Here is a 20,090-nt window from a genome sequence, read left to right as displayed (position 1 = left end):
GGTAACCGTTGACCGGGCGGCGTCGAGCCTGCTCGACTGCTTCTCACCACAAACACCAGCTGAGCGCCGGCTCGGCTCTACATCATCCGCAGTCGCAGCCACCCCACCCTTTTTTCTTCGAGGTCTGGCCGATACCCGGATTGAACGTATTGCTCGGGTCCAGCTGCCTGTAGAACCCGGCCAGCGCCGGCTTGGCCGGGTACAGGTGACCGACATTGTGCTCGGCCGGGTACTCGGCACCACGCTGGTCCAGCAATGCCCACATTGCGTGCTCGATCGCCATCGGGTCTTCACCCTTGCGCGCGATGTAGTCCTGGTGGAACACGTGGCACAGGAAGTGCCCGTAATACAGCTTGTGCAGCAGGCGACCGTCGATATCGGCCGGCAACTGCTCGAACCAATCGGCATCATCTCGGCGCAGGGCAATGTCCAGCGCCACGATGTCCTGCACCTGCCCGCGATGCACTTCGCGGTAGCGCACCGCGGCACCGGCCACGGCGAAGCGATGCAGGAACGCCTTGCGCCCCTCCTCCGCGGTGCAGTGGAAATAGCCACCTTCGTGGCCAGTGAAGAAGTCGCGCAGCCAGGCCTCGGTTTCTGCTGCGTCCTGCGCGGAGACCTTCAGCAACAGATGATGCTCATAACGCTGGCGGAACTCGCCCATGCGCTTGGGCAGGTGCGAAGGCAGCAGGCCGGTCAGCACCTGCATCACCCGGTCGGTCACCCCACGCAGGCCCAGCCGTTCGAACCAGCCGTCGACGCGGCTCTTCAATGCGAACGCGGCAGGTACACGTGCGGTGCCGAGGCGGTCGATCAGCAGGAAGCTGTCCTTGCCGTAGCGCTCGCCGATGTCGTAGGCATCGCGGTGGATGTACTCACCGGCAATCGGCAGGCGCTTGAAGCCGGTCAGCAGCTGGCGACGGATCGCCGTGAGGCTGTCGGTGCGGTTGCTGCCGATGTAGAAGACTTCGGCGGCCTCCTTTTCGAAGGTATCCAGGCGCACCGCGAACACCGCCAGCTTGCCGGCCGAACCGGCAGCCTCGTAGTGGCGGCTGGGATCAGCATTGAAGCGCGCCGGGGTATCGGCGTCGACCTTGCGCACTTCGTCGGCGTAGCGCGGATCGGAGGCTGCGCGGCCGTCGCCGTCCCCCACATCCGACGCACTGTAGTCGCCTGCCTGCAGGCGCTGCAGGATCTGCTCGGGCGTATCGCCCAGCGCGATGCCGAGATGGTTGACCAGCTGTAGTTGGCCCTGCGCATCGACCCGCGCGTACAGCGCCAGCTCGGTGTAGGCCGGGCCACGGCGCACCAGCGCGCCGCCGGAGTTGTTGCAGATGCCGCCCAGCACCGAGGCGCCGATGCAGGACGAGCCGATCACCGAATGCGGTTCACGGCCCAGCGGTGCCAGCGTCTGCTCCAGGCGGTCGAGCGTGGCACCGGGCAGGCAGAGCACCTGGCGGCCTTCGTTCAACAGCTGGATGCCGGTCAGGCGCAGCGTGCTGACCAGCACGATCGGCCGGCCGTAGTCATCGCCGTCCGGGGTCGAGCCACCGGTCAGCCCGGTATTGGCCGCCTGCAGGATGATCGCCACCCCACCCTGCACCGCTGCCTGCAGCACGCGCCACAGTTCCAGCAAGGTACCCGGGCGCACCACCGCCAGTACCGGGCCATCGCCGAAGCGGTAGCCGCGACGGAAGCGGCGCGTGGCCTTGTCGCCGGTCAGTACATGGCGGCTGCCGACCGCGTCGCGCAACTGTGCCAGCACGGCATCGTGGCCACTCATGGCAGGCTGACCAGCGAATCGCGGCCGATGTCAGCGATGCGACGCGCACCGGTCAGTGTCATCGCCACGCGCATCTCCTTGGCGATCAGGTCCAGCAGGTTGGCCACGCCGGCCTCGCCCTGCGCGGCCAGCGCATAGACGAAGGCACGCCCCAGCAGCACGGTATCGGCACCGAGCGCCAACATGCGCACCACGTCCAGGCCGGTACGGATGCCCGAATCGGCGAGAATCTTCAGATCGCCCTGTACTGCGTCGGCAATCGCCGGCAGTGCGCGTGCGGTGGACAGCACGCCGTCCAGCTGGCGGCCACCGTGGTTGGAGACCACGATGCCATCGGCACCGAACCTGACCGCATCACGCGCGTCATCCGGGTCGAGGATACCCTTGATCACCATCGGGCCCTTCCAGAATTCGCGGATCCACTCCAGGTCCTTCCAGGAAATGGAGGGATCGAAGTTGCTGCCCAGCCAGCCGATGTAATCCTCCAGCCCGGTCGGGTTGCCACGGTAGGTGGAGATGTTGCCCAGATCATGCGGACGGCCGAACAGTCCCACGTCCCACGCCCAGTGCGGATGGGTGATGGCCTGGCCGATACGGCGCAGCGAGGCATTCGGGCCGCTCATGCCGGAGTGTGCATCGCGGTAGCGCGCGCCCGGCACCGGCATGTCCACGGTGAACACCAGCGTGGTCACGCCCGCGGCCTGCGCCCGCTCCAGCGCGTTGCGCATGAAGCCACGGTCGCGCAGCACGTACAGCTGGAACCACATCGGCCGCTGGATGGCCGGTGCCACTTCCTCGATCGGGCACACCGATACGGTCGACAGCGTGAACGGAATGCCGCGGCTGTCGGCCGCGCGCGCTGCCTGCACTTCACCGCGCCGGGCGTACATGCCGGTCAGGCCGACCGGCGCCAGCGCCACCGGCATCGCCAGCGTTTCGCCGAACAGCTCGGTTTCCAGGCTCAGGTCGGACATGTTGCGCAGGATGCGCTGGCGCAGCGCGATGTCGGACAGGTCGGAAACGTTGCGCTTCAGCGTGTGCTCGGCATACGCGCCGCCATCGATGTAGTGGAACAGGAACGGCGGCAGCCGGCGTTGCGCTGCAGCACGGTAATCGGTGGAGGCGGAGATGATCATGGGGTCAACCGTGTGGGGAAGGCAGACGCGAGGCCCGCGCACGCCGGGCTTCGTTGTCATCGAGCGTGCGCAGCGTGGTGTGCACGAACTCGAGGTGGGCATGCGCGGCGGCGCGCGCGCGTTCGGGGTCGCCGGCCAGCACCGCGTCCATCATCTCGCGGTGCTGGTCGGACAGCGGCGAGAAGGTCCTCGCCGAGGTGTAGAGCTTTTCGCGGCTCTGCGAGATGTTGGTCTGCAGCAGTTCGAACAGGCCGCGCATCACCTGCAGAAGGACCAGGTTGTGCGAGGCCTCGGCGATGGACAGGTGGAAGGCTGCGTCGGCCTCCGCTTCACCGGTGGGGTCGTCCTTGCCGTGCGCGTCCATCATGGTCTGGAAGGCCTGCGCGATGCGCGTGCGGTCCTCGTCGGTGGCACGCAGCGCCGCATGCCAGGCGGTGGCGCCTTCCAGCGCATGGCGGATCTCCAGTACGTCGAAGCGGTATTCCGGGTCGCCCTGGAACAGCGGCAGGTACGGCGCCAGCGGTTCATCCAGCGCCTGCCGCGCGCGCGCCGCCGGTTCGGCCACGTAGGTACCGCCACCAACCCGTGCGGTCAGCAGGCCCTGGCTGGCCAGCTGCGCGATGGCTTCGCGCAAGGCCGTGCGCGAGACCCCCAGCTGCACCGCCAGGGTGCGCTCGGCCGGCAGCCGGTCACCCGGCTGCAGCCGCTGTTCCTGCACCAGGCCGCGCAGCTGTGCGGCCACCTTGTCCGAAATGCGTTGCATGCTCATGGCGCCATTGTGGCCCGAAGCGCGCAGCGGGTGGTCGGCCAGCCGTGCATGGCTCAGGGGATCATCCAGGTCAGCCAGTAGGCCTGGGCCAGGGTGATCAGGCCGACCATGGTGGTGAAGACCAGGCTGTGCTTGACCGTGAAACGGAACAGGTCCGACTCCTTGCCGGCCAGGCCGACCGCCGCGCAGGCAATGGCGATCGACTGCGGCGAGATCATCTTGCCGGTGACACCACCGGTGGTGTTGGCCGCCACCAGCAGCACGTCGGACACGCCGATCTGCTGTGCTGTGGTCGCCTGCAACGCCGAGAACAACGCATTGGACGAGGTGTCCGAGCCGGTCAGGAACACGCCCAGCCAGCCCAGGAACGGTGAGAAGAACGGGAACGCGTCGCCGGTATGCGCCAGCGCCAGGGCCAGCGTGGCAGACAGTCCCGAGTAGTTGGCGATGAAGGCGAACGCCAGCACCATGCCAATCGAGTAGATCGGCATGCGCAGCTCACGCACGGTCTCGCCGAAGGTCTGCAGCGCCGACCGGGCCGGCATGCGCAGCGCGATGATGGCGATCACCCCGGCCAGGATGATCGAGGTACCGGTGGCCGAGAACCAGTCGAACTTGTAGACGGCGTCATAGCTCAGCGGCGCATCCACGATCGGTGGCATCTTCTGCACCAGCTGGTCCAAGCCTGGCACCGGGATCTTCAGCACCCAGCCTTCCAGCGGGCCATCCGCCGCGAACAGCGATTTGAACGGCTTGATGCTCCACAGCGTGACCATCGCGGTGAGGATCAGGAACGGCGACCATGCCCTGGCGATCTGGCCGACGCTGTAGCGCGGCGCCTCCAGTGCCTGTGCGGTCGCCTCGGCGCTGGTTTCGGTATCGAAGCGGAAGATCCGTACCGGCTTCCAGCGGCGCAGGAACAGGGTCAGGCAGACCAGCGACGCCAGCGAGGCGGTGATGTCCGGCAGTTCCGGACCGATGAAGTTGGAGGTCAGGTACTGCGCGATGGCGAAGGAGCCACCGGCCACCAGCACCGCCGGCCAGGTTTCCTTGATGCCACGCCAGCCATCCATGATCGCCATGATCCAGAACAGCACGATGACGGTCAGGAACGGCAGCTGGCGGCCGGCCATCTGGCCGATCTCGAAGGCATCCAGGCCGGTGACCTGCCCGGCCACGATGATCGGAATGCCCATTGCACCGAACGCCACCGGCGCGGTGTTGACGATCAGGCACAGGCCGGCGGCATACAGCGGCTTGAAGCCCAGCCCGACCAGCAGCGCCGCAGTGATCGCCACCGGCGCACCGAAACCGGCCGCGCCTTCCAGGAAGGCACCAAACGCGAAACCGACCATCAGCATCTGCAGGCGCTGGTCTTCAGTCACCGACAGGATCGAGGCGCGGATGATGTCGAACTGACCGGTCTTGACCGAGACCTTGTAGAGGAACACCGCGCCGATGATGATCCACGCGATCGGCCACAGGCCGTAGACGAAGCCGAAGCCGGCCGCGCCCAGCGCCTGGCTCAACGGCATGCGGTAGAACAGCAGGGCCACGCCAAGCGCGATGGCCACGGTGATGGTGCCGGCCAGCCAGCCCTTCATGCGCAGCACGGCCAGGGCAACGAAGAAGAACGCGATCGGCAGCAGCGCGATCAGGCTGGACAACCACAGGTTGCCGGCGGGGTCGTACAGGTGTTGCCAGGGCTGCATGAAGACTCTCGACTGGATGCGGAAGGTGCCCCACCGCAGGCGGTGGATCGCCGTGGCTGATTATTGGTCGTACCAATAATGGTTTCGATCAGACCACTTGCAGCGGATTTAACCGCCACTCCGACGGAGAGCCTATTAGACCATAGGGCTAGATGCCATATTGGTCCGACCATAAAGATCGCCATGGTAGTGCCGGCCGCTGGCCGGCAATTCGAGATTCCCTACGAGATCCGTTTCTCCAACCGCCGCATCACCGCCAGCACCAGCACGCATAGCACGCTCACCCCGATCGCGATCACGTACTTGCTGATCCCCACCGCAATCCCGATGGCCGCCGCCATGATCAGCGAGCTGGCCGTGGTCAGGCCGCTGACCTGGTCCTCGCGTGACCCACGCAGGATGGTGCCAGCGGCAACAAAGCCGACACAGGCCACCACCGCTTCGATCAGGCGCACCGGATCAACCTGCAGCAGGTCGCGGTAACGCTCCTGCTGGAAATGCTCGGCCACCGAGTCGCCAAGGCCGACGATCAACGCGGCGGCCCCTGCGATCAGCATGTGCGTACGCAGGCCAGCGGCGTGCTTGCCCATCTCGCGCTCGACGCCGAGCACGCCGCCGAACAGCATCGCTGCGGCAACGCGCAGCAGGATCGAGACATCCTGGGTGAGTTCCATGGCAAAGGCTCCGGGGGTTTTTCCCGGAGCGTTGCTCGGCGGTCGTGGGACGGCGGTGAAGGCGATGGCACGCCTTCTTCACCGCGCGCATTCATCCACGCATGGCGTGGATCTACTGACCGCATTCGCTCACTGCGCCAGGTAGCCACCATCGATGGCGTAGTACGCGCCGGTCGCGAACGACGCATCGTCGCTGGCCAGCCAGGCCACCAGCGCCGCCACTTCCTCGGCAGTACCCAGCCGCTTCAAGGCGTGACGGCCTTCCAACGTGGCGCGCACCTTCGGGTCCATCTTCTCCAGCAGCGGTGTGCTGATGAAGCCCGGGCCGACCGCGTTGACACGAACGCCGTCGGCGGCATGTTCCCAGGCGGCGGTCTGGGTCAGCCCGACCACGCCGTGCTTGGCGGCCGCATAAGCGGTGGAACCGGCATACCCCACCTGGCCCAGGATCGAGGCCATGTTGATGATGCTGCCGCCGGTTCCAGCGGCTCGCATTGCCCGGATCTGCGCACGCTGGCACAGGAACACGCTGGTCAGGTTGACGTCGATGACCCGCTGCCAGCCATCGATCGGATAGTCACCGCTGCTGGCGGCCGGCCCGCCGATACCGGCGTTGTTGACCGCCACATGCAGGCCGTCGAGTTCCTTGATCGTGCGCTGCACCGCCGCCTCCACCGCTGCGTCGTCGGTGACGTCCAGCGCGATGCCAATCGCCTGTGCACCGGCATTGCGCAACTGCGCCACGGTGGCATCCACCGCATCCTGCTTCAGGTCCCAGACCGAGATCCGCGCGCCGGACGCCGCCAAGGTCTGCGCCACGGCCAGACCAATGCCGGACACGCCGCCGGTCACGATCGCGGTCTTGCCGGTGAGTTGGTAATCAATCATCTGCGTTCTCCATCAGTGGGGGTATCGAAGTGGCCTGCAGCAGCCAACTACCCCACCCTACGCGCGTGCCTGTGATGGCCTGGCTGACACCGCGTCTACGGGTGATCGTTCCACCCATGAAACCTCAACTCAAGTTGATGTATGGAATTACGTACGGATATGCATGCAAAACGCCGGCGTATGCTCGGCGGCATTTTCACTTTGGCCGTAATCGTCAATCGTTTTGACCCTATTGGAATCAAAAGCGCGCGAATCGAGGCGACAATGGGAAACGTTTCCAGTTTCTTCGACACACTCCATTCAATCTGGCGTTTCCCCAGCCATCCAGAGTGCCCACGCCACTGCTTCCCAGCATGCCTGCGCGGGTAACGACCGGATCTGCATCTGCGTTGCAGAGCGCGTGGGCGAGGTAATGCCAGCGTCCACCTCCAAAGTACGTGCCGAGCGATGTCCCGATACTTCACTTTTGCCGATTACCGCCGCTTCGGCCACCGTCATGGCTTCGATTACCGCGCTGACCCGGAACACCTGCGCGACGACCAGTGGGCCGGCCATGGCGAGGTCAACGAGCAGTTCCTGCGCGGCGGCATGAGCCTGATCGCCTCCGACGTCCATAATCGCTTTCCTTATGTAGCGACCGCCCAGCAGAGTCCCGGCCTGGCCATCCGCGTGATGCTGCAGGGCCAGGTCGATGTGCGCATTCCGCGACGCGGTGGTTTCACCCTGCGCGCCGGCACGGCGATGACCGCGCACCACCGCGAGCAGGTCGAGATGACCGGTGCGCATCCCGGCGAAACGCGCATGCGCGGCGTCAGCGTCATGGTGCCCGGCCAGATCGATCCGGATCTGTTCCATCTGCCGCAGCTGGAGACCGCGCTCAACAGCCACCTGGAATGCCGCCACTGGGCCATTCCGCATACCCTGCTGCCGGTACTCGGCCAGTTGTTCGACAGCCCATGGGAAGATGGCATCGACGCCTTGTGGCGCGAGGGCGTTGCTCTGCAGCTGCTGGCCGTTGGCCTGAAGGCCGAGGATCTGCAGACCGACCATGTACGAACGCTGCGGGCCGGCCAGCGCGAGCGCCTGGAGCGCGTGCGTGCCTACCTGCATGACGAGCCCAGTCACGCCCATAGCCTGGTCGAGCTGGCCCAGCTGGCCTGCATGAGCCCCAGCTCGCTGCGCCGTCATTTCGCCCAGCAGTACGGCTGCTCGGTGTTCGACTACCTGCACGAGCAGCGCATGCGCCACGCCGAACAGGGCCTGCGCGAGGACGGCTGGACGGTCGAGCAGGCCGCCGCCGCCAGCGGCTACCGTCATCCCAGCAACTTCGCCGCGGCATTCCGCAAGCGTTTCGGCCTGGTCCCCAGCCGCTGGCGCACGGGCCCTTCGAAGGTGGGGTGAGGCCTGTGCCCTGGTAGGTGTCGACCTTGGTCGACACGCTCCCGCGCCATCGCGGATGCCGGCCAGCGGCCGGCACTACCGCGTGCTGCCGGGCTATGCCCGGCGTCATCCTCTCCGCCTCAATACACCGGCAGATCGATGTAGCTCGCCTGCGCCGCGCTGTGCCAGACCCGCTGCGTGGCCTTCTGGTAATCGCCTGGCTTGGCCAGGTACATGTTCGGCACGTAGGTCTGCGGGTTGCGGTCGTACAGCGGGAACAGGCTGGACTGCACCTGCACCATCACCCGGTGGCCCTTCTGGAACGTGTGGTTGGCGTTGGGCAGGTCGAAGCGGTACGGCAGCACCTGGTTCGCCGCCAGCGGCTTCGGATCGCTGAAGCTTTCGCGGTAGCGGCCACGGAAGATCGCCAGCGACACCGGCAGCTCGTAACCACCCATCTCCGGCGTCGACGCTTCCTGGTCCGGATACACGTCGATCAGCTTCACCACCCAGTCACTGTCGGTGCCACTGGTCGAGGCCTGCAGGTGCACTACCGGCGCGCCGCCGATGCGCAGCGGCGCGGTCAGCGGTTCGGTGATGAAGGTCAGCACGTCCGGGCGACCATCGACAAAGCGCTGGTCCTTGACCAGCCAGGTGGTCCACATGTCGCGGTCACCGAAGCGGACCGGACGCGGCACGAACGGCACCGGCTTGGCCGGGTCGGACACGTACTCCTCGAAGTCACCCTCGCCCGCCGCCGGCGCCTGGAATGCCAGCTTGCCGCCGGCCCGCAGGTACAGCGGCTTGCTGCTGGCGGCACAGCCCTTGTCGCAGCTGCGCGGCCAACCCTTCAGGCGATCCCAGTGGTTTTCGCCGGTGTTGTAGATCAGCACCGGCGGCGTGTCCGCCTTCGGCGCACCGTCCACCAGGTACTGGTCGAAGAACGGCTTGAGTACATCATGGCGGAACTGCAGCGCGGTATCGCCGTCGAACTTCAGCGCGCCCAGCTCACTGCCGCTGTAGTTCACCTGGCTGTGCCGCCACGGCCCCATCACAAGGTAATTGCGGTTGTTGCCGCTGTCGCGCCCTTCCATTGCCTGGTAGGCGTGGTTGGCGCCCCACATGTCCTCCTGGTCCCACAGGCCCTGCAGCCACATGGTCGGCACCTTCAACGGTGTTTTCGCCATCACCGCGTCCAGCGCCTGACCCTGCCAGAAGCCGTCATAGGCCGGGTGCTCGACCAGCTTCTTCCACCAGGTCAGCTGGTCCACGCCGGTGAAGCGCGCGTAGTCGCCAGCCGAACCGATCCGCAGGAAAGTGCTGTAGTCGTCATAGCCGAGGCTGGGCAGCGGCGTACCCTTGCCGCGCTTCTCGGTCTGCATCGCGAAATAGTTGAAGTTGACCTGGCGGAACGCACCGTAGTTGAGCCAGTCGTCGCCCATCCAGCCATCGACCATCGGGCTCTGCGGTGCGGCCACCTTCAGCGCCGGATGCGGGTCGGTCAGCGCCATCACCACGGTGAAGCCCTCGTACGACGAGCCGAGCATGCCGACCTTGCCATTGCTCTCCGGCACGTTCTTCACCAGCCAGTCGATGGTGTCCCAGGCGTCGGTGGAGTGGTCGACTTTGGTGTTGTTCAACGGCCCGCGCAACGGCCGGGTCATCACGTAATCGCCTTCGGAGCCGTACTTGCCACGGATGTCCTGGAACACGCGGATGTAACCGCCGTCGACGAACACCTCGTCGCCCTGCGGCAGCAGGTCGCGCATGCGCGGCGAATCACTGCGGCTGGCGCGGCCAGCGGCATCGTAGGGCGTGCGGGTCAGCAGGATCGGGGCATTGCGGGCGCCCTTGGGCACCACGATCACCGTATACAGCTTGGTGCCATCGCGCATCGGCACCATCACCACGCGCTTGTCGTAGTCACGACCGACATCGGGGGCAACGAAGGGCTTGCCGCTGATGTCCGGGGTCATCGGCGGGGTATCGGCAGCCAGCACGGTGCTGGACAGGCAAAGGGCAATGGCTACAGCGACGGCACGCACACGCATGGACAACCCCTCCCGGCAGGAAAGCCTCAAGCCTACTCCTGCCTTGAGCCGTGAGGTGTGGGCGGGCTTTGCATTCTGCGGCGGATGCAGGCAGGACTGATGGCACATGTGCCCGCAGTGCCGCCGCGCTCGCCAACAACCGGTAGTGCCGGCCGCTGGCCGGCAACTTCATGATCCTGGGGCGCGTTACGCGGTTGCCGGCCAGCGGCCGGCACTACCGGTCAGGCCATCGGCACTTCGTGCAACGCAAGCCAACGCCAACGCCCCTGCTCCTGGCGCAGCACCGCCAGCGACTCTCGCCATGTGGGCTGGCCGCCATCGAGCGAATGCCCTTCGCGATAGCGCAGCACCGCCAGCGGTGATGGCGCTTCCACCGCCTGCACGGCGTCGATGGAAATCTGCAGTCCTGGACGCGCGCCATGACCGCCCGCGAACAGTGCCTGCACGGCCTTCCGGTCCAGCCTGCGACCCGCGATGCCGACCATGCTGAAGTCTGCACAGAAGTGCGCCACCAGATCCTCCAGCGCATCCGCAGCCACCTCGGCCCGGAACCAGGCCTGCAGTTTGTCGTGCAGGTGGTGGATTTCATGTTCTGCGGTGGTAGCCATCAAGTGTTCTCCGGTTGCGAAAGGGTGATCCTCTGCGGCCGACGCAACAGCGCCAGGGGCAGCAGGGTCAGTACCGCGGCCAGACCCAGCGCCATGCCGGTGGCGTGGGCCGGCAGCCATTGCATGGCCAATGCCAGCAGCAGCGCAATGGCGGCAGTACCAAGGCAGAAACTGAGCTGACGGTTGAGGTTCCAGAGGGCACTGGCATCGCCCAGCGCCTCACCTTCCACACCCTGGAAGGCCAGCGTCTGCGCGGTGCTGCTGCACAGGCTGCCGCCGGCGCCCATCAGCGCGAACAGCAGCCCGGCCAACGCGAAGGCCGGCTGCGGCAGCAGCGCCATCAACAGCAGGCCGCTGGCCTGCAGGAGCATGCCCGCACGCAGTACCGTGGCCGGGCCGAAGCGCGCCAGCAGGCGCTTGCTGGCCGTGATCGCAATGGCCGAGGCCAACGCCCAGGGCAGCATCAACCCGCCGATGCGTGCCGCGCTGTAACCGGCCTGGTGCAGCTGGAGGGTACTGACCAGCTGGCTGCCGATGAACACACCGGGCACTGCCAGATAGACCAGCATCGCCAGGCGCAGGCCCCGATGGGACAGCAGCGACCAGCGCAGCAGGGGCTGCGTCTGCTGCCGTGCATGCCGCAGGTGGGCCGCCGCCAACAGCATTGCGATCAACAGCAGTACGGCACCGGCGGCCCGATGGCCGGGTTCACCCAGCCAGGTCAACGCCAGCAGCAGCGCGCCCAGCGCCAGCATCGCGGTGGACAGCGCATAGGCCTGCAGGCGCGGCGCACTGCGCGCGCCATCGGCCGGCATCCAGGCCAGCACCAGGCTGATCGCCACCACCGCCAACGGCAGGCTGGCCCAGAGCACGCCGCGCCAGGACAACCACTGCACCAGCAGCCCACCGAGCGCTGGCGCCAGTGCCGGCACCAGCAGCGCCACCAGCAGGATGCGGCGGGTCAGCGCGCCACGCTGGTCGGACGTGCATTGTCGGTACGCTGCCGCCTGTGCCACCGGAATCAGCAGGCCACCGGCCAGCCCCTGCAGCAGGCGCCAGCCCAGCAGCCAGCCGATACCCGGTGCTGCGCCGGCCAGCACAGCGGCAACCGCGAACAACAGCAACGCCACCAGCAGCAGGCGACGCTCACCACAGCGCGCGGCCAACCAGGGCGCCAGCGGAATCACCACGCTCAGGCCCAGCATGTAGGCGGTGCCCACCCAGGCCAGGGTACCGACATCAGCGTGCAGTTCCGCTGCCAGTGCCGGATAGGCCACCGTGGCGATGAACATGTTGACCAGATCCAGGGCGAACACCAGCAGGAAGATCGCCTCATGGCGCAGGCGGGGGGACGGCATCGGCGGCGCTCCAGCAGGGAAGCGGCCAGCATGCCGTGCGGGCCTTGTTGGAAAAACACGACAGCAACTGCAACACTGTCAAATCCATTTTGACAATGAATTGCCATGGTCAGCCTCGATCGCTTCGATATCTTCCGCGCCGTGGTCGAGGCCGGCAGCCTGACCGCAGCAGCCGATCGGCTCGGCCTCAGCCGCGCGGTGGTCAGCTTCAACCTGAAGCGGCTGGAGCAGGAGCTGGGCGTGACCCTGCTGTTGCGCAGTACCCGCCACCTGGCCCTGACCGAGGCCGGCGAACAGTTCCTGCAGCACTGCGTGCAGGCGTTGGACGCCGCACAGGCAGCGATCGATGCCGCGCGCCGCGACCAGCACCAGCTTCAGGGCGTGCTGCGCCTGACCACCACGCCGGAGTACGCCCAGCTACGCTTGATTCCTGCGCTGGAGGCGTTCCGTGCGCGGCACCCGGCGCTGCAGCTGCACCTGTCCACGTCTCCCGCGCCGGCGGACCTGATTCCCGAGCGCTTCGACCTGGCGATCCGTCTTGGCCGTCTGCCGGATTCGGGCCTGCACGCCAGCGAACTGGAACGCCATCCACTGTGCCCCGTGGCGGCTCCGTCCCTGCTGGCACGCCTGCCCTCTGCCGATGCTGCCGACGACCCGGTGCAGCTGGGCACCCTGCCCCGCCTCGGCTACCCGCGCCTGGCCGACGTGCCGGTGGTGGCGCCGGATGGCAGCGACGCCCTGTTTGCCACCAACCCGGGCAATGCGGTGGTGCGCGTAGATGGTGCCAGCAGCCTGCGCGCCTTCGCCGTGGCCGGCGCCGGGGTCACCGTGCTGCCACGTTGGCTGATCGAGGACGACCTGGCCCAGGACCGCCTGCGCCCGGTGCTGCGCCAGCACCGCTTCCCGCAGCAGAGCGTATACGCGGTCTACCCGCACAGCACGCAGCCCTCACCGAAGGTGCGGCAGCTGATCGATTTCCTGCGCGGGTGGTTTGGCAAATGAAAAAAGGGGACGGAGGGGATTAAGTCGTTTGTGCATAAACGACTTAATCCCCTCCGTCCCCTTTTTCAGACACGGCCCTGTGCAGGCCGTGTCTTCAGGCATCAGCGCAGCACCTGCTCCACCAGCTGCACGTCCACGCTCTGCAGCGGCTCGGCCGCATTGCGCGACAGCTGCACCTGGTAGGTGCCGCCGTCGATCTTCCACTGGCGCGCCTGTGCATCGTAGTGGGCCAGGGTCTTCGGCTCGGCTTCGATGCGGATGCGGCGCTGTTCGCCCGGCTGCAGGTTCACCTTGTCATAGCCGATCAGGCGGATCGGCGTGGTGCTGCCAGCCGGAAGCTTCAGGTACAGCTGGGCCACGTCGGCACCGGCACGCTTGCCGGTGTTGCGGATGTCGACGCTGGCGACCATGCGCGAGCCTTCCACGCTCACCTTCAGGTTCTCATAGGCGAACGAGGTGTAGGACAGCCCGTGGCCGAAGGCGAAGGTCGGGGTCAGGCCCTTGGCCGCCATCCACTTGTAGCCGACGTTGGCGCCTTCGATATCGAAATCGAACACATCACCAAACGGCTTGGCCGGCTTGAAGCCGAGGCCGTCGATATGCGGGCGTGGCAGCTGCGATTCATCCACCACCCAGGTCACCGGCAGGCGGCCGGACGGATTGACCTGGCCGGTCAGCAGCGCGGCGATGCCTTCGCCACCACGGATGCCCGGGTACCAGGCCTGCAGCATCGCCGGCACCTGCGCCAGCCACGGCGTGCGCACCGGGCCATTGGTTTCCAGCACCAGCACGGTCTTCGGGTTGGCCTTGGCCACTGCCGAGATCAGGGCATCCTGGTTGTCCGGCAGCTGCATGTCCGGCAGATCCACCGATTCGGCGGCCCACTGGGTGGCGAACACGATGGCCACGTCAGCCTGCGCGGCGGCCTTGGCCGCAGCGGCGGCATTGGTCCCGTCCACATACTCGATGGTCGCGTCCGGGCGCGCGGCGCGCAGCGATTCCAGCGGCGAGGACGGGTGGAAGATCACCGGGCCCGGCCAGGTGGTCGGCATCACGCCCGGCACCGCATTGGTGCCCTTTGCGGTCACGCCCACCATCGACGAACCACCGCCGCCGATCACGCCCTTGTCGGCATGGCCGCCGATGATGACGATGCGCTTCACGCTGTCGGCCAGCGGCAGCAGGTTGCCCTCATTGCGCAGCAGCACGCTGCCCTCTTCCACCGTGCGCTGGGCAACGGCGAAACCGGCCTCGGCATCGACCTTCTGGTGCTGCGGCGGGTTGTCGAAGTTGCCATGCAGGAACATCGTGCGCAGGATGCGCGCCACCATGTCGTTCAGGCGCGCCTGCGGCACCACGCCACCGTGCACGGCCAAGCGCAGCGGTTCGTCGAAGAACACCGCCGCGTCGAACACTTCACCGGCCGACTGCTGATCGAGGCCGGCCAGCGCCGCCTTCGAGCCACTGTGCACGCCACCCCAGTCGGACATCACGAAACCGGGGAACTTCCATTCCTGCTTCAGCACCTGGTTCATCAGGTAGCCGTTCTCGCAGCCGTAGGTGCCGTTGATCTTGTTGTACGAGCACATCGCCACGCCCGGGCGACCGGCTTCCAGCGCGATCTCGAAGGCCAGCAGGTCCGACTCGTGCATGGCCTGTTCGCCGATACGCACGTCGTGGAAGTTGCGGCGGGTCTCCATGTCGTTCAGCGCGAAGTGCTTCATCGAGGAGATCACGTGCTGGCTCTGCACGCCCTGGATCAGCGCGCCAACCATCGAGCCGGCCAGCAGCGGATCTTCACCGGCATATTCGAAGTTGCGGCCGTTGCGCGGGTCGCGCTGCAGGTTGACGCTGCCCGACAGCAGGATATTGAAGCGCTGCTGCCATGCCTCGCGGCCCATCGTGGCGCCACCGGCGAAGGCGACTTCACGGTTCCAGCTCGATGCGGTGGACGGGCCCGACGGCATCGCCGTGGCGAAATCGCCCGGGCGGATGCCACCCGGATTGGTCACGCCAACGCCGGCATCGGCCGACTGCTGCGACGGAATGCCCAGCCGCGCCACGCCCGGCACGAAACCGGCCGAACCGACCGCGCCTTGCGGCAGCGGGCCACCGTCCTTGCCCAGCCCGAAGTAGCTGTGCAGCATCTGGAACTTCTCATCCTCGGTCATCGCCTTCAGCAGCAGCGCAGCGCGCGCGTCGGCGTTGAGGGTGGTGTCCATCCACGGCCTGTCGCCATGCGTGTCGGCGGCGTAGGCCAGGGTCAGCAGGGTGGCGCGCAGGGTACTGCCTTCCACCTTGAACGGCGCACTGCTGGCGGCCTGGAAGCCATCGCTGAAATAGCTGGCATCGGCTTCCAGCGCGACACGCGCCGGATCGAAGCCTGCGGCCTTGGCCGATTCACCGGCCACCGCGCCGAGCAGCACCGCCGGTGCACCCAGCCGCGAACGGGTGACCAGCGCCGGCAGCTGCGCCGCACCTGCACCGGCATCGGTATAGACCGCCACGGTGTGGCGGCCGTCGTCCAGGCGCAGGTAGTTCAGGCCCGGCTGGTCGGGGCCGGATTCAGCGGCGATCGGCAACCGGGTCAGCACGGCCTGGCCGCGCTGGGTCTGGCCATCATCCTTGCCGGCAGCAATGAAGCGGTACGCGTAGCCCAGGCCATCGGCCAGCACCTGCAGCGGATCGACCTGGCCGATGCCGCGCTGCACCTGGCGCACGCTCACCGCGTCCACCTGCAGGGTCTTCAACTGGGCGGCCAGGGCCGGCATCGCCTCGGCGGTCGGGGCCTGTTCCAGGGTCAGCACAGTGAACGCGGCAGGGTCGGCCCAGGCCGGGGCGGCCAGTGCGGCAGACAGGGCCAGGGACAGTGCAAGCGGCTTTGTAAACGTTTTCATCGGCAGGCGTAATTCCGTTGCCAAGGCAATCGGTCCAGGGAAAGTGCCGCCGAAGGGTGCAGCGTTCATGCCGCGCAGGGGTTGCCAGGCAACGTCCCGCAGGCCGATGGACGGGCCGGTCTGCGCGCGGGACCCTCCTCCCGGCGTGACAACCTGCCTGCCCGGGCCGCGCAGGGCGACCCAATCCTGTGAAGATTGTGCGAGGGCGTTCACACCTGTCAACAGGACCTAAGTCACAGGGGCAACCCGGCCAGCGGTTATCAGGCCATCACCGGCGGTCATCAGCGCGCCGCGCGAGGCTGCCGATAATGAGGGTCCCTGGCCACGAACCGAGCCCATGACCGTCCATCGCGACTTCGACCATCTCTGGCGCGACCGCTGTGACACCTCCAGCCAGCGCGCGCCGCGCGTGTTGATCCGGGTGTTCGTGGCCCCGGGTGAGCTGGAGCGCAGCGTGTCCTTCTACGAGCAGCTGCAGGGCGTGGTGGCCGATGCGGGCTTTCCGTTTCCGGAGGCCGGGCTGCGCCTGGCCATGGTCGGTGCGTTCCTGTTGATCGAGGGCAGCGAGGCGGCGCTGGCGCCGTTCACCTCGACCACGGGGACACTGCTGGTCGATGACGTTCGGCCTTATCACGACAAACTGGTTGCCGCCGGCGCCGAGATCATCTTCCCGTTGCAGGTGGTCCCGACCGGGGCGGCGTTCAATGCGGTGCATCCCGATGGCACGGTGGTCGAGTACGTGCATCACCGGCCGGATCCGCAGGGGCGGTGAGGGGGCGAACGGCCAGGCTGCGCCCAGCACCCGAGGTAGTGCCGGCCGCTGGCCGGCAACCTCAGAAGCAACAGCCGAAGCAAAAGCGGGCTTCCTGTGGGATGGCGGGGTGGGTCCGGCTGCGGGGGCGCTGCAAGTACGTCCATGTAAGCTCGGTCGCGCCATCCATGGCGCTCACGCCCCCGCAACCGGACCCACCCCGCCTTCGACAGTCTTTCGCGACCTGCAGTAGATCCACGCCATGCGTGGATGCTCTTCGTTTCATTGTCGAAATATTTGATTTCGATGGAGATTCATCCACGCATGGCGTGGATCTACAATCCCTCCATGTCCTCCCCCGCCCTGGCCTGGAATGGCACGTTGCTGCTGGATGCTCACGTGGCCGTGCTGCAGGGCCATGCCGGTGGCAGCGCCTCGCATGCGCACTACGCCCATCAACTGCTGTTGAGCGACGGTACGCCCTGGCAGGTCGAAGTCGATGGCGTACGGCAGCAGGGCCAACGGCTGTGGCTGCCGTCCTTCCAGCCGCACGCAATCCTGTCGGCACCGGAAGCGGGCTGTACGGTGTTCCTTGAGCCGGCGCATGCCGACCTCGAACAGATCCAGCAGCACCTGCACTCGCTGCCCGGCACTGCGATGGAACTGCACGACTGGCTGCCACGACTGAGCCGCCCGCAACCGCTGGACCGCCGCGTGCAGGCGGCATTGGCCAGGATCGCCCAGCACCTGCCCGGCCCGGTGCCGGCCGCCGATATCGCCGAGGCGGCGCACCTGTCGACCAGTCAGCTGCACCGGCGTTTCCAGTCCGAGCTGGCAGTGACCCTGCGCGGCTGGGTGCTGTGGCAACGGTTGCGCCGCGCGCTGATGCATCATCTGAGCGGTCACAACCTGACCGACAGTGCGCATGCCGCTGGATTCGCCGATCTGGCCCATCTCTCGCGCAGCCTGCGCCGCATGTTCGGCATCGGTGCAGCGCAGCTGCAGGGCCTGCAGCTGCACGCGGCCTGACATGTTCGATCATTCGCGCCTGCGCAGACCTTCCGGCAACTCCGGCACCTCGCCATGCGGCAGTTCGCGGAACGGCGCCAGCAGCTGCCCCGGATAATCGCGCGGATAGTCCGGCTGGCTGCCGATGCCAAGGTCGCGTTGCTGCAGCCGATAACCCGGCGCATCGAAGGCGGTCCCCAGCAGATGGTCCCAGGCGGTCAGGAACAGGCCGAAGTTGACGTCGCCCGCGGTGCCGTAACGCATGTGGTGGAAGCGGTGCAGCGGCGCCCAGGCCATCACCCGGCCGAGCACGCCGGGACGCATGTCCACGTTGGAGTGCTGCAGCAGCAGCTGGATGGCAATGGCGAAAGCCAGCACCGCAGCCACCGGCATCGGCAGGCCCAACAGCAGCAGCGGCAGCACGCCGCCCACCGCTTCGGCCGCCTGATGCAGCGGGTGTTTCATCAGCCCGTTGAAGCCGTACATGCGGGTGACGCTGTGATGCACCGCATGCAGCCGCCACAACCAGCCGATGCGATGGCTGGCGTAGTGCACCAGGGTGATGCCGAGATCAGCGCAGACGATGGCCAGCAGCACCTGCAGCGCGAATGGCCACTGCACCGGCCACAACTGCCACGGAATGATTGCCGCCAGCAGCGGCACCGCCGCGATCGACAGCAGGTTCAGGCTTTCGTTGACCAGTGCATGCAGGGTGTCACGCAGGCTGTCGCCGTGGTCGTGGTTGAACGCGGGGTCGTACGGCCAGGCACGCTCGGCGGCGAACGAGACCGCGATGGCGGCCGCCAGCAAGGCCAGCAGCCACAACGGATCACCGTGGCAATGGCCGACCCAGACGACGGCAGTGGCAACGAAGCCCAGCAGGAACAGCGGGGCATACAGGCGGAGCATCCAGTGCTTCATGGGCAACCCGGAAAGTGAGGGGCCTGCATGCTGGCGCCGCGTATGGGGTGCTGGCTTGAACAAACGACGCAACCCGCACGCACCGGGTAGACGCCGACCTTGGTCGGCGCCGCGTTTCCCACATCCACGCATGGCGCGGCTCTACAATGGCGCCCTCATCGCGCCCGGGGCCGGCATGGATTCCTTCAACCTGATGCGTGCCTTCCGCCGCATCGTCGAACGCGGCGGGCTGGCCCGCGCTGCCGAAGACCTCGGCATGTCGCCCGCCGGCCTGAGCAAGCAGCTGCGCACGCTGGAAGCGCATCTGGGCGTGGTACTGCTGCAGCGGACCACGCGGCGCATGAGCCTGACCGAGACCGGCCACGCCTATTACCGTGAATGCTGCCGCCTGCTCGACGAGCTGGACGCATTGGAACGTGGCATCGCCGAACAGCGCGGCGACGTAGCCGGGCGCCTGCGCGTCAATGCGCCGCAGTCGTTCGCACTGAGCACGCTGTCGCCGCTGCTGCCGCGCTTCCTGCAGCAGCATCCACAGCTGTCGCTGGACCTGGTGATGGAAGATCGCCTGCTCGACGCGGTCGGTGAGGGTTTCGATGTGTCGCTGCGGCTGCGTGCCGAGCTGGATGATTCACGCCTGGTGGCGCGCCGGCTGGCGTCGCTGCAGCAGGTGCTGTGCGCGGCCCCGTCCTACCTGCGGCAGCATCCGGCACCGCAGGCGGTGGACGATCTGCAGGCGCACAGCGTGCTGGCCTACAGCCTGTCCGACTCACCGGGCAGCTGGCCGCTGCTCGGCCCCGATGGCCAGGTGACGATCACCCTGCCAGCGCGCGTCACCGTCAACAACAGCCTGCTGCTGCGCGACCTGCTGGTGGCCGGCATGGGCATCGGCGCCCTGCCCTCGTTCCTGGCGGCACCCGCACTGGCCCATGGCGAACTGCAGCAGGTGCTGCCCGACCACCACTATCCGCCGCGCTTCGTGCATGCGGTCTACCCGACCTCGCGCCACCTGCAGCCCAAGGTGCGTGCCTTCATCGATTTCCTGCACGCCGAGCTGCCCGGCTGCGCCGGCCTGGATTCGTAACCGCCAGCGAAAACTGAGCTGCCCGCGGCGTGCTGTTTCGGCTACGCCGCGCTGCCTAATCTGCCGCCTCC

At 67.1% G+C, this 20,090-nt stretch carries 16 protein-coding genes; 5 read left to right on the top strand and 11 right to left on the bottom strand.

Annotated features, from left to right (window positions below; translation table 11 throughout):
• Positions 1-82 precede the first annotated feature (82 nt).
• The 6 genes from dld to AC5P8Y_RS18530 form a co-directional block, all read right to left on the bottom strand.
• Positions 83-1,783 carry a D-lactate dehydrogenase gene (gene dld / locus AC5P8Y_RS18555; protein ID WP_495202124.1) on the bottom strand — a complete coding sequence of 567 codons (1,701 nt, stop codon included), beginning with the start codon at positions 1,781-1,783 and terminating at the stop codon, positions 83-85.
• Positions 1,780-2,919 (bottom strand): FMN-dependent L-lactate dehydrogenase LldD, encoded by a 1,140-nt coding sequence (lldD, locus tag AC5P8Y_RS18550; protein ID WP_049403504.1) that lies wholly within the window; start codon positions 2,917-2,919, stop codon positions 1,780-1,782. Before lldD ends, dld begins: the two co-directional genes overlap by 4 nt.
• 4 nt (positions 2,920-2,923) lie before the next feature.
• Positions 2,924-3,688 carry a transcriptional regulator LldR gene (gene lldR, locus AC5P8Y_RS18545; RefSeq protein ID WP_049403505.1) on the bottom strand — a complete coding sequence of 255 codons (765 nt, stop codon included), beginning with the start codon at positions 3,686-3,688 and terminating at the stop codon, positions 2,924-2,926.
• Between the two features lie 53 nt (positions 3,689-3,741).
• Entirely contained in the window at positions 3,742-5,400 is a 1,659-nt protein-coding gene (gene lldP, locus AC5P8Y_RS18540) for an L-lactate permease (RefSeq protein ID WP_111108301.1), read from the bottom strand.
• Between the two features lie 221 nt (positions 5,401-5,621).
• Positions 5,622-6,074 carry an MgtC/SapB family protein gene (locus AC5P8Y_RS18535; RefSeq protein WP_005413774.1) on the bottom strand — a complete coding sequence of 151 codons (453 nt, stop codon included), beginning with the start codon at positions 6,072-6,074 and terminating at the stop codon, positions 5,622-5,624.
• Between the two features lie 129 nt (positions 6,075-6,203).
• On the bottom strand, positions 6,204-6,962 hold the full coding sequence (locus tag AC5P8Y_RS18530) for an SDR family NAD(P)-dependent oxidoreductase (RefSeq protein WP_049403507.1): 759 nt from the start codon (positions 6,960-6,962) through the stop codon (positions 6,204-6,206).
• A 447-nt stretch (positions 6,963-7,409) separates the two neighbouring features.
• Between AC5P8Y_RS18530 and AC5P8Y_RS18525 the strand changes: the two genes are divergently transcribed.
• Complete coding sequence (locus AC5P8Y_RS18525; RefSeq protein WP_049403508.1) at positions 7,410-8,363, top strand: helix-turn-helix transcriptional regulator; 954 nt, start codon at positions 7,410-7,412, stop codon at positions 8,361-8,363.
• Between the two features lie 119 nt (positions 8,364-8,482).
• Here AC5P8Y_RS18525 and AC5P8Y_RS18520 read toward each other — a convergent pair whose 3' ends face one another.
• From AC5P8Y_RS18520 to AC5P8Y_RS18510, 3 genes are all read right to left on the bottom strand, one after another.
• Entirely contained in the window at positions 8,483-10,393 is a 1,911-nt protein-coding gene (locus AC5P8Y_RS18520; RefSeq protein WP_049403509.1) for a CocE/NonD family hydrolase, read from the bottom strand.
• A 221-nt stretch (positions 10,394-10,614) separates the two neighbouring features.
• A complete protein-coding gene (locus tag AC5P8Y_RS18515; protein ID WP_033833907.1) occupies positions 10,615-11,001 on the bottom strand; it encodes a DUF4440 domain-containing protein in 387 nt (128 codons plus the stop codon).
• The gene (locus AC5P8Y_RS18510) at positions 11,001-12,359 is read right to left on the bottom strand and encodes an MFS transporter (RefSeq protein ID WP_049403510.1); all 1,359 of its coding nucleotides are present in this window, start codon (positions 12,357-12,359) and stop codon (positions 11,001-11,003) included. The genes AC5P8Y_RS18515 and AC5P8Y_RS18510 overlap by 1 nt, the downstream gene beginning before the upstream one ends.
• A 105-nt stretch (positions 12,360-12,464) precedes the next feature.
• Here AC5P8Y_RS18510 and AC5P8Y_RS18505 point away from each other — a divergent pair, with 105 nt between their 5' ends.
• Positions 12,465-13,361: a LysR family transcriptional regulator gene (locus AC5P8Y_RS18505; RefSeq protein ID WP_005410042.1), complete on the top strand. Its 897-nt coding sequence runs from the start codon at positions 12,465-12,467 to the stop codon at positions 13,359-13,361.
• A gap of 101 nt (positions 13,362-13,462) precedes the next feature.
• On the opposite strand, the gene AC5P8Y_RS18500 is transcribed toward AC5P8Y_RS18505, so the two are convergent.
• Positions 13,463-16,258 (bottom strand): beta-glucosidase family protein, encoded by a 2,796-nt coding sequence (locus AC5P8Y_RS18500; RefSeq protein ID WP_080356997.1) that lies wholly within the window; start codon positions 16,256-16,258, stop codon positions 13,463-13,465.
• A 337-nt stretch (positions 16,259-16,595) separates the two neighbouring features.
• On the opposite strand from AC5P8Y_RS18500, the gene AC5P8Y_RS18495 reads away from it, so the two are divergent.
• On the top strand, positions 16,596-17,030 hold the full coding sequence (locus AC5P8Y_RS18495; protein ID WP_005417059.1) for a VOC family protein: 435 nt from the start codon (positions 16,596-16,598) through the stop codon (positions 17,028-17,030).
• A gap of 303 nt (positions 17,031-17,333) precedes the next feature.
• The gene (locus tag AC5P8Y_RS18490; protein WP_049402512.1) at positions 17,334-18,038 is read left to right on the top strand and encodes a helix-turn-helix domain-containing protein; all 705 of its coding nucleotides are present in this window, start codon (positions 17,334-17,336) and stop codon (positions 18,036-18,038) included.
• A gap of 9 nt (positions 18,039-18,047) precedes the next feature.
• Here the strand turns inward: AC5P8Y_RS18490 and AC5P8Y_RS18485 are convergent, their stop codons facing one another.
• On the bottom strand, positions 18,048-18,926 hold the full coding sequence (locus AC5P8Y_RS18485) for a sterol desaturase family protein (RefSeq protein WP_227843662.1): 879 nt from the start codon (positions 18,924-18,926) through the stop codon (positions 18,048-18,050).
• A 142-nt stretch (positions 18,927-19,068) separates the two neighbouring features.
• Between AC5P8Y_RS18485 and AC5P8Y_RS18480 the strand changes: the two genes are divergently transcribed.
• On the top strand, positions 19,069-20,019 hold the full coding sequence (locus tag AC5P8Y_RS18480; RefSeq protein WP_197629469.1) for a LysR family transcriptional regulator: 951 nt from the start codon (positions 19,069-19,071) through the stop codon (positions 20,017-20,019).
• Positions 20,020-20,090: the final 71 nt, after the last annotated feature.

The sequence above is a fragment of the Stenotrophomonas sp. YJH_SMC_12-1 genome (assembly GCF_059370935.1).
This window is presented reverse-complemented; position numbering and strand designations above follow the sequence as displayed.

Coding starts and splice junctions, on each gene's coding strand:
- dld (WP_495202124.1), bottom strand. CDS start 1,783: ATGAGTGGCCACGATGCCGTGCTGGCACAGTTGCGCGACGCGGTCGGC.
- lldD (WP_049403504.1), bottom strand. CDS start 2,919: ATGATCATCTCCGCCTCCACCGATTACCGTGCTGCAGCGCAACGCCGG.
- lldR (WP_049403505.1), bottom strand. CDS start 3,688: ATGAGCATGCAACGCATTTCGGACAAGGTGGCCGCACAGCTGCGCGGC.
- lldP (WP_111108301.1), bottom strand. CDS start 5,400: ATGCAGCCCTGGCAACACCTGTACGACCCCGCCGGCAACCTGTGGTTG.
- AC5P8Y_RS18535 (WP_005413774.1), bottom strand. CDS start 6,074: ATGGAACTCACCCAGGATGTCTCGATCCTGCTGCGCGTTGCCGCAGCG.
- AC5P8Y_RS18530 (WP_049403507.1), bottom strand. CDS start 6,962: ATGATTGATTACCAACTCACCGGCAAGACCGCGATCGTGACCGGCGGC.
- AC5P8Y_RS18525 (WP_049403508.1), top strand. CDS start 7,410: ATGTCCCGATACTTCACTTTTGCCGATTACCGCCGCTTCGGCCACCGT.
- AC5P8Y_RS18520 (WP_049403509.1), bottom strand. CDS start 10,393: ATGCGTGTGCGTGCCGTCGCTGTAGCCATTGCCCTTTGCCTGTCCAGC.
- AC5P8Y_RS18515 (WP_033833907.1), bottom strand. CDS start 11,001: ATGGCTACCACCGCAGAACATGAAATCCACCACCTGCACGACAAACTG.
- AC5P8Y_RS18510 (WP_049403510.1), bottom strand. CDS start 12,359: ATGCCGTCCCCCCGCCTGCGCCATGAGGCGATCTTCCTGCTGGTGTTC.
- AC5P8Y_RS18505 (WP_005410042.1), top strand. CDS start 12,465: ATGGTCAGCCTCGATCGCTTCGATATCTTCCGCGCCGTGGTCGAGGCC.
- AC5P8Y_RS18500 (WP_080356997.1), bottom strand. CDS start 16,258: ATGAAAACGTTTACAAAGCCGCTTGCACTGTCCCTGGCCCTGTCTGCC.
- AC5P8Y_RS18495 (WP_005417059.1), top strand. CDS start 16,596: ATGACCGTCCATCGCGACTTCGACCATCTCTGGCGCGACCGCTGTGAC.
- AC5P8Y_RS18490 (WP_049402512.1), top strand. CDS start 17,334: ATGGCGTGGATCTACAATCCCTCCATGTCCTCCCCCGCCCTGGCCTGG.
- AC5P8Y_RS18485 (WP_227843662.1), bottom strand. CDS start 18,926: ATGCTCCGCCTGTATGCCCCGCTGTTCCTGCTGGGCTTCGTTGCCACT.
- AC5P8Y_RS18480 (WP_197629469.1), top strand. CDS start 19,069: ATGGCGCGGCTCTACAATGGCGCCCTCATCGCGCCCGGGGCCGGCATG.